The organism is Methylomonas sp. EFPC3, assembly GCF_029643245.1.
In the GTDB taxonomy this organism is placed as follows: Bacteria; Pseudomonadota; Gammaproteobacteria; order Methylococcales; family Methylomonadaceae; genus Methylomonas; species Methylomonas koyamae_B.
In genome coordinates, this window is the sequence record NZ_CP116398.1 from 1,413,282 (window position 1) to 1,427,738 (window position 14,457).

The window sequence follows — 14,457 nt, forward strand, 5'->3', positions numbered from 1 at the left end:
GACGTGGAGATTTTTTTATGCTGAGCATAGGTCTTTTACCTAAAATTAAAATTCTGACTGCCTTTGATCAGGCTGCGTGTTGTATTGTCGTTTTTAGAGCAAACTGATAAAGCGTTTTTGGCTCAATATCCGCTTTGCCGTCATTAAACTCCAGACATCCCCATTCAGGATCAATCTTGGCCGTTTTTACTTGATCCGGAGAAACGTATTGGCCAATTAAATCCTGCAAATTTACTTTGAAAGTCTGGCCATTTTCAAAAGCGAGTTCAAAACTGTAACCTTCAAGATATTGAAATTGTTTGAGTTTCATTTCTGTTACTCCAAAGGGGCAATACTGTGAAAATTTTGGCTATCCCACATAGCTATCAGCTCGTCTTGATGCAATTCGGCCCATTCTCGAACTAATGCGCGGCATTTTCTGGGAATACCGCCTTCAATGATATTCAAATTCTCCAATTCCATAATCGCCTGATATTCGCCATATTTGATATGGATATGGCGTGGTGGATGTTCGCTGTCGATCAAGAACATTCGAATAATGATTCCGTAGAATCGGGATATTTCTGGCATTAATTTTTTCAGTTCTTCAACAATTAGTGTCGCTATCGCGACGGCTATTTAACGTCGGGTCTCGGCCCGACAGCCGAGCTACTTTCTTTTGCGTCGCCAAAAGAAAGTATCCAAAGAAAAGGCGACCCGGATGCCGCTTATTCCCTGCGCTCATCAGGTTTGAGCGGGGTTTTCCGAAGGGGCTTCCCAGCCCCTACGGAAAACGCGATGCATCCCTGCATCGCCCCTTCGGGCTAATCCGCTCAAACCCTCCGGTGCTCGGCGCGACAAAACGGGAAGAAAACCATCCCAGAAATTATCGCTTCAAGTCGAAATGGTAGGTCCGATTAGCGAAGCGTAATCGGACGCATGTTTAGCATTTCAACCTTTTTGCTTAAGGAACCTCTGATTAATTCAGTTTTCAAGAAAAACAGCATCGCAAGCCATTGATTTAATTGAGTCCTAAATGCGCGGTAGCGAATTAATCAGAGGTTCCTTAATACCGAAAAAACTTCGATTTTGTAAATCGAAAACACCGATTTCTTATTAAACTCCATTCGTCCGATTACGCTTCGCTAATCGGACCTACGCGGGCTAAATCGTGCCCACCCTACGCTGCTCAAATTCAATTAATCAAGTCGGGGCATTAATTCGAAGAAACGATCACATTTATCAATAACCGAATTCAAAGATGTTGCCCTAAAAACTTCAGTATGTAACTGATCGCATCCCGCAGTAACACATTCAATTGCAGTTTTTTCCCATAATCTTCTACAAGACCAGGTTTTCATTACTTTGGCAAATGGTGCAGAACAACGATGCTGCCTCAGCCGTTCGTTAATATTGTTTGCAAAACCAACTTTAAAACGATTGGGATCATGCTCAGGTTCTAACCCCAACAAGTAGAAAACACCAATATCGTAAAGAGTTGCTTCCGGTAAAGAAGATTCTCTATCCTCATCTTCCATTAAAGCACTCCTGTTAGAACCAATAACTTCAAGTACTAAACGAGCTTCACGATCTGTGATATAGGAAATTGTCTGTCCTCGATTTTCACTGCCACCACGAGATTTCTCTGGCTCTATGCCCAGGCGCTTGATAACCTTAAATACTGATTGACGCCGCAATCCATTAAGCTCTGAGAATTCTTTTACTGAAATCAAATTTTCAGTCATATAGAAGTAACCAAAATAAATAATCCAAACAATTTCCATCCCGCGGCGGGGTTATTCCCGTTATTCCGCCCCGAGCATCGCAGCTTTTGGCGAGATCAGCCCGCAGGGGAGCGGCAGGGATGCCGCTCGTTTTCGGAGGGGCTGGGAAGCCCCTTCCGAAAACCCTCGCCAAAAGCGAGAAGCGCAGGAAATTGGCGGAATTCCGGGTGGCCTTTTCTTTGGATACTTTCTTTTGGCCAAGCAAAAGAAAGTATCTCGGCTGTCGGGCCGAGACCCGACTTTAAAACCATCCGTCGCGATAGCGACACCAAATTAAAAGTCCCCCTCACCCTAGCCCTCTCCCTCAGGGAGAGGGGACAAAACCATTCCTAGCCAACGGCCCCTTCCAAACTAATCCCCAACAACGCCTGCGCCTCAACCGCAAACTCCATCGGCAATTCTTTAAACACTTCCTTACAAAACCCGTTCACAATCATCGACACCGCATCTTCAGCCGACAACCCGCGCTGCTGACAAAAGAACAATTGGTCTTCGCTGATCTTCGATGTCGTGGCTTCATGCTCGACTTGCGCCGACGGTTGTTTGACCTCAACATACGGAAAGGTATGCGCTCCGCAGCGGTCGCCAACCAGCAGCGAATCGCACTGGGTGTGGTTGCGGGCGTTTTCGGCGGATTTGGCCACTTTGACCAAGCCGCGATAAGTGTTCTGCGCTTTGCCGGCAGAAATACCTTTCGACACTATGGTGCTGCGGGTGTTTTTGCCGATGTGGATCATTTTGGTGCCGGTGTCGGCCTGTTGCAGATTGTTCGTGAGCGCCACCGAATAAAACTCCCCGACCGAGTCGTCGCCCAACAACACGCAGCTCGGGTACTTCCAAGTAATCGCCGAGCCGGTTTCCACCTGGGTCCACGATACCTTGGAGTTACGACCCCGACATTCGGCGCGCTTGGTGACGAAGTTGTAGATACCGCCGACGCCGTCTTTGTCGCCGGGATACCAGTTTTGCACGGTGGAATATTTGATCTGGGCGTTGTCCAACGCGACCAATTCCACCACGGCAGCATGCAACTGGTTTTCATCGCGCATCGGCGCGGTGCAGCCTTCCAGATAGGACACGTGCGAGCCTTCGTCGGCAATGATTAAGGTCCGTTCAAACTGGCCGGTGTTGGCGGCGTTGATTCTAAAGTAGGTCGATAATTCCATCGGACAACGCACACCTTTGGGGATGTAGACGAAGGAACCGTCGGTAAACACTGCCGAGTTCAATGCGGCGAAAAAGTTATCGCCAACCGGTACGACGCTACCGAGGTATTGTTTGACCAGTTCAGGGTGCTCCTGTAACGCTTCGGAAATCGGGCAAAAAATCACCCCCGCCTCTTTGAGCTTGCCTTTAAAGGTGGTGGCGACCGATACGCTGTCGAACACCGCGTCAACCGCGATTCCGGCCAGTCGCTCTTGTTCGTCGAGCGGAATCCCAAGTTTTTTGTAAGTTTCCAGCAATTCCGGATCGACTTCGTCCAGACTTTTGGGCTTATCTTTTTTGGACTTAGGCGCCGAGTAATAGCTGATGGCTTGGTAGTCGATCGGATCGATTTTCAGTTGTGCCCAGTCCGGTTCGCTCATGGTTTGCCAATGGCGAAACGCCTTGAGCCGGTATTCGAGCATGAATTCCGGTTCGTTTTTAACTTTGGACAGACGACGGATAACGTCTTCGTCCAATCCCGGCGGAAAGGTATCGGCTTCCAACTCGGTGACGAAGCCTTGTTTGTATTCCTGGCTGATCAGGTTTTCGATTTCTTGAGCGGAGGTGGACATAGGCTTTAGTACTTTTATCGAAACAGTTGATTGACCGGAATATACACTTCTTCCGGCGGTTTAAACGGCAACACCATGTCTGCCAGCGTAATCGATTCCAACGCATTGGCGATTTTTTGATTTATCAAATGCCAGTTGCCTTGTATCCGGCAACCGCTGGCTTGGTCGCAGCCCTTGTGTGAAGCACTGCACTCGGTCAACGCTATCGGCCCCTCCAGTGCGCCGATAATGGCAGCAACGGTAATTCTGTCCGGCTCTCGCGCCAAGGCATATCCGCCTTTAGCTCCGCGCACCGAAACCACGACTTGAGCCTTCATTAGTGTTTTCAATATCTTACTGACGGTCGGCTGAGCGATGCCGGTAACCTCGGCCAATTCAAACGTTCCGTGCAAACGACCAGATTCCCGAGCCATATGACTCAGGATTACCGTTGCATAATCAGTCAGTTTGCTTAATCGCAACATCCGCACCCTCCACAATGGGGACCATTTTAGTCTTATTTAATAACCAAGTAAAGCACTTGGTTATTTGCACGCAATTCTCCCCTACAAGGATCGAAACCCGCCAGCGGTGACGGTGCCGGCAAACTTCCAAGCCGGCCTTCCCTGTTATACTTGCAGGCTTGCAAGACACGTTTATCCATCCCCCAAAACCTGGACCTCTTACAGCCTCAACCATGCCCCACATTCGCAGCCCCATCGTGTTGATGTACCACGGCACCCCGAGCGAAAAACCGGAGTCGGTATATTCGATTGAGGCGAGCCTGTTCGCCAAGCACTTGAAATACTTGAAGCAAAACGGTTGGAATACCGTTCTGTTCAGAGACCTGGATAAGCCGCATTTACTGCCGAAGAAAAGCGTAGTTCTGACCTTCGATGACGGTTATAAAGACAACTACGAGGGGGCTTTTTTACCCCTAGTGGAACGAGACATGAAAGCATCTTGGTTCATTACTACCGACTGTATCGGCGGCCACGCGCATTGGCTGGGCGGACAGTCCCAGCAAACCCGGATGCTCGACCCAGGCCAATTGCTGGAAATGCATTCTGCGGGAATGGAAATCGCGTCGCACACCCACTCACACCCGGATCTTTCTTTACTTAACCATGACCAGCAACTTGCAGAATTCGACCAAGCCAAAACCTTGCTGGAGCAACTTTTGACCGCGCCTGTGACCAGCCTAGCCTACCCCTTCGGCCGCTTCAACGCTGATTCGTTAGCAGCAGCCGAGCTTGCGGGATACAAGCTGGCCTGCACTACACAACCCGGATGGCGAGAACCCGATAGCAACCCGCTTCTAATCAAACGCATCACCGTTTATTCCGGCGACAGCCCGAGCCTGCTGGCCCGCAAATTAAACTTTGTGGATAACGACGTCTCTTGGCAGAAAATCGGCAGGTATTACATGAAACGCATCTTGAGCCGACTGAATCACCAATTTGATATGGTTTAAACAAGCCGAACCGCGCTAAATATCGAACGCAGCCAAATCAAGACGGACTTAGAAAACGCCATTCAATAGCGCTATAAACGAAAAAGGCCTTTGAAATTCAAAGGCCTTTCAATAATGGCGGAGAGCTAGGGATTCGAACCCCAGGACGGGTATAAGCCGTCAACGGTTTTCAAGACCGCCGCTTTCGACCGCTCAGCCAGCTCTCCAATAGCCGTGCATTATTTCAGAAAGTTTCGGCGGAATCTAGTATTTTTTACGACAGACTCGAACAAGCCGATACCATGCCCCGCTCTATTTTCCCTAAGTGTTTGTTGGCAATTGCAAAATCCGCGCGAATGCTGACCAGGATGTGCACCGACATCGGCTGCGACGTCGTAGCCATCGATTGTTACACCGACGCAGACACACTGGATATGGCACGACAGGTATACCAGACCACCTCCCTGGCTTGGAATCACGTTAGCGAAGCGGTACACGCTGCACTCAGAGAACATGCCATAGACGGGGTGATTTACGGTAGCGGCTTTGAAGCCCATCCGGAAACGTTAAGGCATCTGCAAGGACGTAAGCGCGTATTTGGCAATTCCGCAGAGGTGTTCCAAAACACGCAAAACAAACTTTATTTCTTTGAAATGTTGGACAAACTGGGCATCTCATACCCGGCAGTCGACTTTGCAGCAAAATCCCCCGGCGACGGCTGGATTTTTAAACCCTGGCACAGCCACGGCGGGATTGGAATAAGCCGCAACCAAGCTTCAGCCGGCGTCGACGGCTATTGGCAACGTTTTATAGACGGCGAGGCAATGTCGGTGCTATTTGCAGCCCATGCCCAACACATTGAAGTGATCGGATTCAATCGCCAATGGTGCGTCGAGCCAAGCCCCGGACATGGTTTCGTTTTTGGCGGCATCAGCAGCCAAGCAGAACTGCCCGCCACTACCCGTCATCAAGTGACTGAAGCAGCAAATAAACTTGCAGCCGCATACCGATTACGTGGACTCAACACTTTGGATTTCATGCTCGACGCCAAAGGCATTCATCTATTGGAGATCAATCCGCGCATCTCCGCCAGCGCCCAGCTTTATGGCAAGGAGTTACTGCTGAGGCACTTGGCGACCATATTTGAGTCTGCGGATATCTGCGCCGGCAAGATCAGCACCGAACCGCGTGCTTACCAAACCATTTACGCCACTAAAGCACAAAAGATCGAATCGCATGTGATTTGGCCGGATTGGGCCGTAGATCGGCCGGTCGCAGGCTCGATTGTTGGCGTGGGCCAGCCGATATGCAGTATTATTGCCGGCGGAAAAAATTCGCGGCAGGTTGCCGAGCAATTGGGGCAACGGCAGGCTATCCTTCAAACTCTCTTAGAATCAGGTTATTAATTCATGCAATATCAGGCAAGCGTCAATAAACTTTCACAGCCCTTAGTGCAGGAGCTGCTGGATAACGCTGACAAATTAAGATTGGGCATTGAGAAACTCGAAAACGGCTGCACCATCATCGATGCAGGCATCAAGTCACCCGGCGGATTGGAAGCAGGCCGTATCATTACCGAAATCTGCATGGGCGGCATGGGCACAGCGACCATTTCACAAAGTGCTTACACCGAGAGCTGGCCGCTGACCATCAATGTGCATGCCACTAACCCGGTATTGTCCTGCCTGGGTAGCCAATATGCCGGCTGGAGCTTGTCGCACGGCAAATATTATGCGCTGGGTTCCGGCCCGGCCCGAGCGATGGCTACCAAGGTCAAGGATGGATCGGTAGAGCCGGTTGAGGAACTTTATAAAGAACTGGAATACCGCGACAGCGCCGAACAGACCGTGCTGGTGATCGAAAACGATGCCGTGCCGCCGCTAGAAATTGTCGAAAAAGTCTCGGCCGCGTGCGGCGTAGCTCCGGAAAAACTGACGATCATCGTAACCCCGACCAGCAGTCTGGCCGGCGGCGTACAAGTCGTCGGCCGGGTACTGGAGGTAGCGATGCACAAGGCCCATGCCCTGCACTTTCCGTTAGAAAACATCATCGACGGCTCCGGTAGCGCGCCGATCTGCCCGCCACACCCTAATTTCGTCAAGGCCATGGGCCGGACTAACGACGCGATTTTGTTCGCCGGACAGGTGCATTTGTTCGTCAAAGGCGACGACGCGGCCGCCGAGAAATTGGCCAAAGAATTGCCGAGCTCGACTTCCAAAGATTACGGAAAACCGTTTGCCGAGATTTTTAAAGCCTACGAATACGACTTCTTCAAAATAGACGCAATGTTGTTCAGCCCGGCCGTGGTGATCGTCACCGCCGTCGAATCCGGCAAAAGCTTCCGTGCCGGCAAATTGGACAATGCACTGTTAAACCAGTCGTTCGGCGCGTAACTCTCGCCGACCTTCCCTCCCGGCGGCGGAATTTGCCCAGTCAGATCCGCCGCCCTGCGACTAACTTTTACCGCATCTTTTCCATTGCGCCGAATTGCAATTTTTACCGACGATCCCGGCTGGCACGGCAAACAGTTGTGTCAGGCTTTTGCCGATCGTGGCTTTGACGCCGCATACGCTTCCCTGACCGACTGCAGGATACAGATTTACGATAACGATCTGCCGATAGTCATCCCCGGCTTCGCGGACCGCCTGCCCGCTGCGATTTTCGTCCGTGGAGTACCGGGCGGATCGTTGGAAGAGGTGGTTTTTTATCTGGATATACTTCACGCTTTGAAACTGCTCGGCGTTCCGGTTTATAACGACGCCGGGGCCATAGAGCGCAGCGTCGATAAAGGCATGACCAGCTTTCTATTGCATCGGGCCGGGCTGCCAACGGCAGCCACCTGGGTCGTGCGCGACCGCGAACAAGCCCTGATAATCGCCGAACGCGAGTTGCAACTCGGCAATTTTTTGATCAGCAAACCGTTGTTCGGCTCACAAGGCGAAGGAATTCGCCGCATCGAAAAATCCACCGATTTGTTATGGCTGACCGGCAGCCGCGGTATTTACTATCTGCAGCGTTTCGTCGAATGTGACGGCGACGGTTACTCCGACGTTCGGGTATTCGTAGTGAACGGCAAAGCAGTAGCCGCCATGCGGCGGCGCGGCATTTCCTGGCTGAATAACGTTGCCCGCGGCGCCAGTTGCGAGGCCATCGGCATGGAGCCCGAGTTAGCCGATTTGGCTGTAGCAGCAGTCGAAACCTTACGAATGGATTACGCCGGCGTCGATTTGATCAAAGACCGGGACGGCACTTACCGAATCATTGAGGTTAACAGCGTTCCGGCCTGGCGGGGTTTGCAAGGCGTTTGCGAGTCGAATATCGCCCAAATTTTGGTCGCCGACTTACTGAGCCGTTACTTGAGCGAGCCATGCTGAACCGGCAACAACTCATCGACGCTTATCGCCAAGCGTGTGAAATCGAATTGCAGGCGTTCAAGCCGGGCAACGTCAGTATTTACAGTCCGGCACACGATATGACGGTCGACGATTTTCGGCTCAGTGCGCAAGTCAGTAGCGGGCCGCTTACCGACCCGAAACTTAGCCTGGGCGAAAAAATTTATTACGCCATCAAAGCCACTCGAGAAGCCGTGGCCTGCAACACCAATCTGGGTATCGTTTTACTCTGCGCACCGTTAATTCAGGCGGCAGCGAGCTTGAAGCCGGGGCAATCCTGGCGCCAAGCGCTCGAGTGTGTATTGCAAGCTACTACCCAAGCAGATGCCGACTGGGTATTCGAGGCCATCGTGTTAGCCGCACCGGCCGGACTCGGCGAATCCGAGCAACACGACGTTCAGGAAAAAGCCGCTGTCACTTTAATGGAAGCAATGCGCTTTGCCGCAGACAAAGATCGAATCGCCTTACAATACGCCACCAATTTTAAAGACATTTTTGATTTCTCAGTTTTACGATATAATCGTGCTTTCGTTTTGTCTGGCGATTCTGGTTGGGCTGCGCTAGCGGTTTTCGCCGCAATGTTGGCGCACTTTCCCGATAGCCATATCGAGCGGAAGTATGGAAAGCGGTATTCAGAGTGGATCAAGGTAGAGATGGAATCGCTCGATCAGGCGATGCAGCTCGCCATTGAGCCTGAAGAGCTTTTTCCGGTGCTTTACGGACTGGACAAAGCTTTTAAGGCACAAAGAATCAATCCGGGTACGACAGCTGACATGACTGTAGCGACAGTACTGGTGGTGCTTCTGGAACAGCTTATCGGCCAACAACGGGCCGGTGAGTTATAGAGGGAACTTCGCAGAAACTATATTTTGGGACATTATTGTGTCTATTTTTTGGTTCAATCTTATCTTTAGGGGATAAATTTAAAATGGCAAAAATTACAAACATGCGCGTTGGCGAGTCTTTGGTTGGTGACGGCAACGAAATTGCCCATATCGACCTGATCTTGGGCCCACGTGGCTCAGCGGCAGAAACCGCGTTTGCAAATGCTTTGACCAACAACAAAGACGGTTTCTCTACCCTGTTGGCTGTAGTTGCGCCTAACCTGTTGGTTAAACCAGCTACCATCCTGTTCAACAAAGTAACCATCAAAGGTTCAAAACAAGCCGTTCAAATGTTCGGACCTGCACAACGCGCCGTTGCTCAAGCGGTTGCTGACTCTGTTGAAGACGGTACCATTCCTGCTGACGAAGCTGACGATTTGTTCGTTTCCGTTGGCGTATTCATCCACTGGTTGGCTGACGACGACGCGAAAATCGAAGAATTCAACTACAAAGCAACCAAAGAAGCGATCGCTCGTGCTGTAGCCGGCACTCCGACTGCTAAAGAAGTATTGGCTGCCAGAAAAGACGCCAAACACCCGTTCGCTGCTAACAACGTTTAATTTTTTAGTATCGAAGGTTGTACAAAATACCCCGGCTCGCCGGGGTATTTTTTTGTCTAAAATTTGCTAATTTCAGCCACGCCGATACGGCGGTTGTGCAATGCACTGGCAATCAGTACCCCGGACATTCCGACCGCTTCCAGCCGGCGCAGATCATCGGCACCGCGCACTCCACCGGCAGCTATCCAACGGGTATCGGGGTGCCTGAGCCTCAGACTATCGAGTCTGGCAAAATCCGGCCCGGAATCGGCGCCGACTTTATCCAGCGTCATTGCGATTACCGTCTGCGGCCAATACTGCGGCAATTCCAGCCAACGCGCATCGCCCAGAGCTAAGTCGTGTTTGAAGTCCAGCGACAAAACCGCCGCAGAGTTGCTTAAATCGTATGGCGACAACCGAGTTTCGGTGCCGATCACAGGTTTCAGGTTATGCAGTTGTGCGGAGCCCAAGCCCGGTTGCGGTAGGCCGCTATCGACCCAAAACTCGATATTCGGATAGCGCCGGATTAACGGCTCGAGAATTTGGCGATGATTGTCGTTATCGGCAATGGCATTCAGATCGGCGATGTAAAACACCGGAAACGCATACAAACTCAAGAAGCCGGAAACCACTTCAGCTATCGAACTGCCGGTAACGAGCTGCGAATTCAGATGCACCGGCCGGTAATGGCTGCGGTTCCCGCCACTGGCGTGTACCACCAAGCCGTCTTTTAAATCAATGACTGGAATAATTTGCATGGAGTGACTGAGTGAAACAACTGACGATTCTGGTATTCGAATACATTAGCGGCGGCGGCCTGGCCGGCGAGGCTCTGCCGACATCTTTGCTTGCGGAAGGCCGCATGATGTTACAGGCTTTGTTGCACGAACTGAAGCGTATTCCGCAAATACGGATAAACGTTCCATTAGACGAACGCTGCGAGTTGGAAATGGATTCGGAGACAACCGAATGGGTCCGAATCGGTGCCGGCCAGGACATCATGATCCAGCTCCCCGAGTTACTGGGGCAAGCCGACCTGTTTTGGCCGATCGCCCCGGAAACCGGCGGCATCCTGCAGAGCCTGGCCGATTTGGCCCGCAATAACGGTATCGAAACCCTATTGTCCGACGCCGCGACATTGACGCTGTGCGCCGACAAATTAGCGACATACCGTCATCTTGCAGCGCACTCGATACCGGCAGTAGCGACCTACCCTGCCCACCAATATCCGGACTTCGCCGGACGCGTCGTGATAAAAGTCGCTGACGGCGCCGGTTGCCAGGACACATTGGTTGCCGACGCCACAGCGTTGCCAACGGCACTTGCAGCTTTAAACGCACCGCAACGCTATGTCGTACAACCCCTCGTCGAAGGCCGAGCCATCAGCCTGTCGGCCTTATTCAACAACGGTAAGGGCTATTTTTTGACCTGCAACCAACAACAAATCGTCTTGGAACAACAGCGATTCCATTTACGCGGCTGTTTGGTCAATATCGACAACGAATGCAGCGAGCATTATCGCAACTTGGTCGACCGGATCGCGGCGGCCTTACCCGGCTTATGGGGGTATGCTGGTATCGATTTGATCGAAACCGCCGAATCCGGGGCCCAGGTACTCGAAATCAATCCGCGCCTGACCAGCTCTTATGTCGGCATAGGTCGGGCCACAGGCATTAACGTGGCGGCACAAGTGTTAAGGCTACGGGACGATACACCGTCCTTGGTCCCAACCCGACAACAATGCGTAGAGGTTGCGATATGAGATCAGCACCAGCCTCTCGGATAGCCGGTTGGGATGTCGGCGGCGCCCACCTGAAATTGGCTTTGCTGAATGCTGGCGGTGAAATCGTCGGAGTCGGCCAAGCCGCTTGCCCGCTGTGGAAAGGTCTTGATTACTTGCATGACGCCGTCGCCGAATTGACTGCCGACCTGGATTTGCGCGGCTGCCGCCACGCGCTGACGATGACCGGCGAACTGGTGGACTGCTTTAGCGGCCGGGAACAGGGCGTCGCAGCAATTGTCGACGCGATGTGTCGCCATTACGGCGCAGAAAATATCGACGTCTTTGCCGGTTTACGCGGTTTTGTGCCGGCTGGCCGGGTAAGCTCGGCAGATTGCATGGACATCGCGTCCGCCAATTGGCTGGCAAGCGTTATGCTGGCCGCCAAACAGATACCGGATGCGCTGTTTGTCGATATCGGCAGCACGACCACCGATATTGTGCTGATCGAACGATCGCAGCCCCGGATACAAGGCTTTACCGATTACCAGCGCTTGGTATCGGGAGAGTTAGTCTATACCGGCGTGGTCAGAACGCCGGTGATGGCGGTTGCCCAGCAGGCCGAGTTCAATGGCCGGCAAATGGGGCTGATGGCCGAACTATTCGCCACAATGGCCGATGTCTACCGGCTGACCGGCGACTTGAATGCTGTCCACGATCAGTCTGAGACCGCCGACGGCGCCGAAAAAACCGCATTGGCCAGCGCCCGGCGCCTGTCGCGTTTAACCGGTTACGAATTCGACGCCGCCGACTGGCCGCTTTGGCTGGCATTTGCCGCCTATCTGAAACACAGCCAGCAACAAAAACTCGGCGAAGCCTGCCGCAAAATACTGAATTCGGCTAAGCAACCACAAGGTTGCGTATTGCTGGGCGCCGGCGTCGGCCGTTTCCTGATAAAACAGCTTGCCGCCGACTGGGGTTTGGTTTACCGGGATTTTACCGAGTTATTGCCGAGCGCGGTCGACGACGCAGAAATCGATGCCGGCGATTGCGCACCGGCCGCCGCGGTGGCGCATCTGCGCCACGTAATGAATCCGAATCCGTTGTGATGGACATCAAGCGGTCATTTGTCAAAGCAGCTTCAGGCCGCAATTTCACACACGGTAAGCCGCATCGCTAAAGGAATAGCAACCGCCATGACGCATTTGGTCAGACCGCGCCGCAAGACTCTAGAAAAAGGTTATTTCATCGCTATTACTCGAAGAACTCTGGTGGCCGACGGCCGAGGCAGCGGTGTGGTTAAGCAATTCCTCAGGCATGGTGTAGCTCAGCTCCATCCGGGATAGGGTCTCGCCGACATTCAGGCTATCGGCATGGCGGACCCCGACGTTCCGAATCCCGCCGACAGCGCTCTGCAAACTGGCCAGATTGTGCTCGACATGAGTCAGCATCTGGCTGACGCGGTCCTGAAATTGAAATGCGGTCAGTACGCTATAGATCTCGTCGCGAATTTGCGCACTGTTACTGCGCAAATTGTCGGCGTCGCCTTTGAACATTTCCAAGGCTTTGTGCAGATCGTCGAGCGCTCTGCCAATCGCCAGCTCGGCGTCGCGAATGGCTTTGTCGTCGGAAGTCCCGGATGCCTCGGACATTTTCAAGGTGGAGGACATTGCCAAATTGATACCTTCGATCGCCCGACTGATCTTTTCGCCCGTAGCCGACGAGAAACCGGCCAATTTCCGCACTTCGTCGGCCACGACAGCAAAACCGCGGCCGTTTTCTCCAGCGCGGGCCGCTTCTATCGCGGCATTCAAAGCCAACAAATTGATCTGTTCCGCCACCTTGCGCACCTCCTGAGCCATCGAATCCAGTTGCTTGGTGTGAGTCGATAGCTTTCTGACCTCGTCGACCACCGCGTGCTCGACGTCCTGAATTTGGCTCAACACTTTTAACACCGTGGTCAGGGCTTCGCGGGTCTCGGCGAACAATACGTCGACGCCGCGATCTTGGCGACTTTGGCGACCGCCGGCGATCAATCGCTCCAATTGGTTGACCATCGCCGCAAAGCGATCTGTCAACACCGTGATTTCCTGCTCAGTGTGGGTACGCGAGGTTTGTACTTGCCGCACTAGGATCGGGACTATCTGCAGGAACATACGCTCCAATTCGACTACGTAGGTTTCCAAATCTTTTAGCTTTGCTTCTTCATCGCCGCGCCAAGTCCGGTTCAGTTCATGCAAAACCGCTTGCTGCCTGTTGACCAACGCCGAGCCCGCCAAGGCGCCGGCCAACAGTAACGCCACTCCGCCCAGCACGCTAATCATACTGAATTCCGCCAGTACGGCCGCCAATAAACCGCCAGCCAATCCCAGGCCCACCGTCAAACCGTAAACAAAGCCGGAATCGATTGATTTGAGCGTAGGACCGAATGAATTTGCCATGGTATTGCCAACGAATTTAGGACATACGGCTAGGATAGCAGAGAGATTTAAGCGGCCTTCAACTCAACTACAGTTTCGAGAATGCCGTCCGTAAATTCGCGACCGGCGATTGCGTTCAAACGTGAGACCTAGGACAATGAGACCAAGCCGGCTGAGCATCGCAGCGCACTGTTCCGAGCTACGCTTAACCGGTCATGGATATTTTTTCCCGCAGACCCTGCAGGCGGCTAGCATGGACAACGATACTCTGATCGATCAGGCGCGTCGGCTCTACGCCCTGCTGCTAATCAAACGCCATACCGAAAACCAAGGTCACGAGCGCTTCGACCGCCTGCTGATCCAGGTCTACGCCCGCTACCAGCGCCGACTAAACCGGTGCGCGATTTGCTACCGCTACCGCTTGGACGATTGCAACCGGGCCGCCGGAACCGACCACACGCCTTGCGAACGCCGCAGCGCGGCAGCTACCCCAATTCATCCACCAGCGATTTATGCACCGGAATAAAAC

16 protein-coding genes and 1 tRNA gene are annotated in these 14,457 nt (G+C 52.7%); 9 read left to right on the forward strand and 8 right to left on the reverse strand.

Features of this window, described 5'->3' with window-relative positions; genetic code table 11:
- Positions 1 to 67 precede the first annotated feature (67 nt).
- From PL263_RS06365 to PL263_RS06385, 5 genes are all read right to left on the reverse strand, one after another.
- Entirely contained in the window at positions 68 to 310 is a 243-nt protein-coding gene (locus PL263_RS06365) for a DUF2442 domain-containing protein (protein WP_278212196.1), read from the reverse strand.
- 5 nt (positions 311 to 315) lie between these two features.
- On the reverse strand, positions 316 to 531 hold the full coding sequence (locus tag PL263_RS06370; protein ID WP_278212197.1) for a DUF4160 domain-containing protein: 216 nt from the start codon (positions 529 to 531) through the stop codon (positions 316 to 318).
- Between the two features lie 647 nt (positions 532 to 1,178).
- Entirely contained in the window at positions 1,179 to 1,724 is a 546-nt protein-coding gene (locus PL263_RS06375) for a GIY-YIG nuclease family protein (RefSeq protein ID WP_278212198.1), read from the reverse strand.
- 368 nt (positions 1,725 to 2,092) lie between these two features.
- The gene (gene sufB, locus PL263_RS06380; RefSeq protein WP_278212199.1) at positions 2,093 to 3,541 is read right to left on the reverse strand and encodes a Fe-S cluster assembly protein SufB; all 1,449 of its coding nucleotides are present in this window, start codon (positions 3,539 to 3,541) and stop codon (positions 2,093 to 2,095) included.
- A 14-nt stretch (positions 3,542 to 3,555) separates the two neighbouring features.
- Positions 3,556 to 4,005 carry an SUF system Fe-S cluster assembly regulator gene (locus tag PL263_RS06385; protein WP_140913401.1) on the reverse strand — a complete coding sequence of 150 codons (450 nt, stop codon included), beginning with the start codon at positions 4,003 to 4,005 and terminating at the stop codon, positions 3,556 to 3,558.
- 158 nt (positions 4,006 to 4,163) lie between these two features.
- Here PL263_RS06385 and PL263_RS06390 point away from each other — a divergent pair, with 158 nt between their 5' ends.
- Positions 4,164 to 4,994 (forward strand): polysaccharide deacetylase family protein, encoded by an 831-nt coding sequence (locus PL263_RS06390; protein ID WP_278212200.1) that lies wholly within the window; start codon positions 4,164 to 4,166, stop codon positions 4,992 to 4,994.
- A 115-nt stretch (positions 4,995 to 5,109) separates the two neighbouring features.
- Here PL263_RS06390 and PL263_RS06395 read toward each other — a convergent pair.
- Positions 5,110 to 5,200, reverse strand: a tRNA-Ser gene (locus PL263_RS06395).
- A gap of 75 nt (positions 5,201 to 5,275) precedes the next feature.
- On the opposite strand from PL263_RS06395, the gene PL263_RS06400 reads away from it, so the two are divergent.
- The 5 genes from PL263_RS06400 to fae all read left to right on the forward strand — a co-directional run bounded on the left by PL263_RS06400 (position 5,276) and on the right by fae (position 9,809).
- Positions 5,276 to 6,379, forward strand: coding sequence for an ATP-grasp domain-containing protein (locus PL263_RS06400; RefSeq protein ID WP_278212201.1), 1,104 nt, complete (start codon positions 5,276 to 5,278; stop codon positions 6,377 to 6,379).
- Between the two features lie 3 nt (positions 6,380 to 6,382).
- A complete protein-coding gene (gene mch, locus PL263_RS06405; protein ID WP_278212202.1) occupies positions 6,383 to 7,366 on the forward strand; it encodes a methenyltetrahydromethanopterin cyclohydrolase in 984 nt (327 codons plus the stop codon).
- A gap of 84 nt (positions 7,367 to 7,450) precedes the next feature.
- The gene (locus PL263_RS06410) at positions 7,451 to 8,347 is read left to right on the forward strand and encodes a RimK family alpha-L-glutamate ligase (protein WP_278212203.1); all 897 of its coding nucleotides are present in this window, start codon (positions 7,451 to 7,453) and stop codon (positions 8,345 to 8,347) included.
- Positions 8,341 to 9,210 carry a triphosphoribosyl-dephospho-CoA synthase gene (locus PL263_RS06415; RefSeq protein ID WP_278212204.1) on the forward strand — a complete coding sequence of 290 codons (870 nt, stop codon included), beginning with the start codon at positions 8,341 to 8,343 and terminating at the stop codon, positions 9,208 to 9,210. The genes PL263_RS06410 and PL263_RS06415 overlap by 7 nt, the downstream gene beginning before the upstream one ends.
- Before the next feature lie 83 nt (positions 9,211 to 9,293).
- The gene (fae, locus tag PL263_RS06420) at positions 9,294 to 9,809 is read left to right on the forward strand and encodes a formaldehyde-activating enzyme (protein ID WP_140913394.1); all 516 of its coding nucleotides are present in this window, start codon (positions 9,294 to 9,296) and stop codon (positions 9,807 to 9,809) included.
- A 56-nt stretch (positions 9,810 to 9,865) separates the two neighbouring features.
- Here fae and PL263_RS06425 read toward each other — a convergent pair whose 3' ends face one another.
- Positions 9,866 to 10,546: a HisA/HisF-related TIM barrel protein gene (locus PL263_RS06425; RefSeq protein WP_278212205.1), complete on the reverse strand. Its 681-nt coding sequence runs from the start codon at positions 10,544 to 10,546 to the stop codon at positions 9,866 to 9,868.
- Between the two features lie 11 nt (positions 10,547 to 10,557).
- Between PL263_RS06425 and PL263_RS06430 the strand changes: the two genes are divergently transcribed.
- A complete protein-coding gene (locus PL263_RS06430; protein WP_278212206.1) occupies positions 10,558 to 11,550 on the forward strand; it encodes an ATP-grasp domain-containing protein in 993 nt (330 codons plus the stop codon).
- Entirely contained in the window at positions 11,547 to 12,617 is a 1,071-nt protein-coding gene (locus PL263_RS06435; RefSeq protein ID WP_278212207.1) for a hydantoinase/oxoprolinase family protein, read from the forward strand. The genes PL263_RS06430 and PL263_RS06435 overlap by 4 nt, the downstream gene beginning before the upstream one ends.
- A 120-nt stretch (positions 12,618 to 12,737) precedes the next feature.
- On the opposite strand, the gene PL263_RS06440 is transcribed toward PL263_RS06435, so the two are convergent.
- A complete protein-coding gene (locus PL263_RS06440) occupies positions 12,738 to 13,949 on the reverse strand; it encodes a methyl-accepting chemotaxis protein (RefSeq protein ID WP_278212208.1) in 1,212 nt (403 codons plus the stop codon).
- A gap of 232 nt (positions 13,950 to 14,181) precedes the next feature.
- Here PL263_RS06440 and PL263_RS06445 point away from each other — a divergent pair, with 232 nt between their 5' ends.
- Entirely contained in the window at positions 14,182 to 14,454 is a 273-nt protein-coding gene (locus PL263_RS06445; RefSeq protein ID WP_278212209.1) for a hypothetical protein, read from the forward strand.
- The last annotated feature ends 3 nt before the right edge of the window (positions 14,455 to 14,457 follow it).

Excerpts from the sequence above, each read along its gene's own strand:
- PL263_RS06365 (WP_278212196.1), bottom strand. The coding sequence starts at position 310 with ATGAAACTCAAACAATTTCAATATCTTGAAGGTTACAGTTTTGAACTC.
- PL263_RS06370 (WP_278212197.1), bottom strand. The coding sequence starts at position 531 with ATGTTCTTGATCGACAGCGAACATCCACCACGCCATATCCATATCAAA.
- PL263_RS06375 (WP_278212198.1), bottom strand. The coding sequence starts at position 1,724 with ATGACTGAAAATTTGATTTCAGTAAAAGAATTCTCAGAGCTTAATGGA.
- sufB (WP_278212199.1), bottom strand. The coding sequence starts at position 3,541 with ATGTCCACCTCCGCTCAAGAAATCGAAAACCTGATCAGCCAGGAATAC.
- PL263_RS06385 (WP_140913401.1), bottom strand. The coding sequence starts at position 4,005 with ATGTTGCGATTAAGCAAACTGACTGATTATGCAACGGTAATCCTGAGT.
- PL263_RS06400 (WP_278212201.1), top strand. The coding sequence starts at position 5,276 with ATGCCCCGCTCTATTTTCCCTAAGTGTTTGTTGGCAATTGCAAAATCC.
- mch (WP_278212202.1), top strand. The coding sequence starts at position 6,383 with ATGCAATATCAGGCAAGCGTCAATAAACTTTCACAGCCCTTAGTGCAG.
- PL263_RS06415 (WP_278212204.1), top strand. The coding sequence starts at position 8,341 with ATGCTGAACCGGCAACAACTCATCGACGCTTATCGCCAAGCGTGTGAA.
- fae (WP_140913394.1), top strand. The coding sequence starts at position 9,294 with ATGGCAAAAATTACAAACATGCGCGTTGGCGAGTCTTTGGTTGGTGAC.
- PL263_RS06425 (WP_278212205.1), bottom strand. The coding sequence starts at position 10,546 with ATGCAAATTATTCCAGTCATTGATTTAAAAGACGGCTTGGTGGTACAC.
- PL263_RS06435 (WP_278212207.1), top strand. The coding sequence starts at position 11,547 with ATGAGATCAGCACCAGCCTCTCGGATAGCCGGTTGGGATGTCGGCGGC.
- PL263_RS06440 (WP_278212208.1), bottom strand. The coding sequence starts at position 13,949 with ATGGCAAATTCATTCGGTCCTACGCTCAAATCAATCGATTCCGGCTTT.
- PL263_RS06445 (WP_278212209.1), top strand. The coding sequence starts at position 14,182 with ATGGACAACGATACTCTGATCGATCAGGCGCGTCGGCTCTACGCCCTG.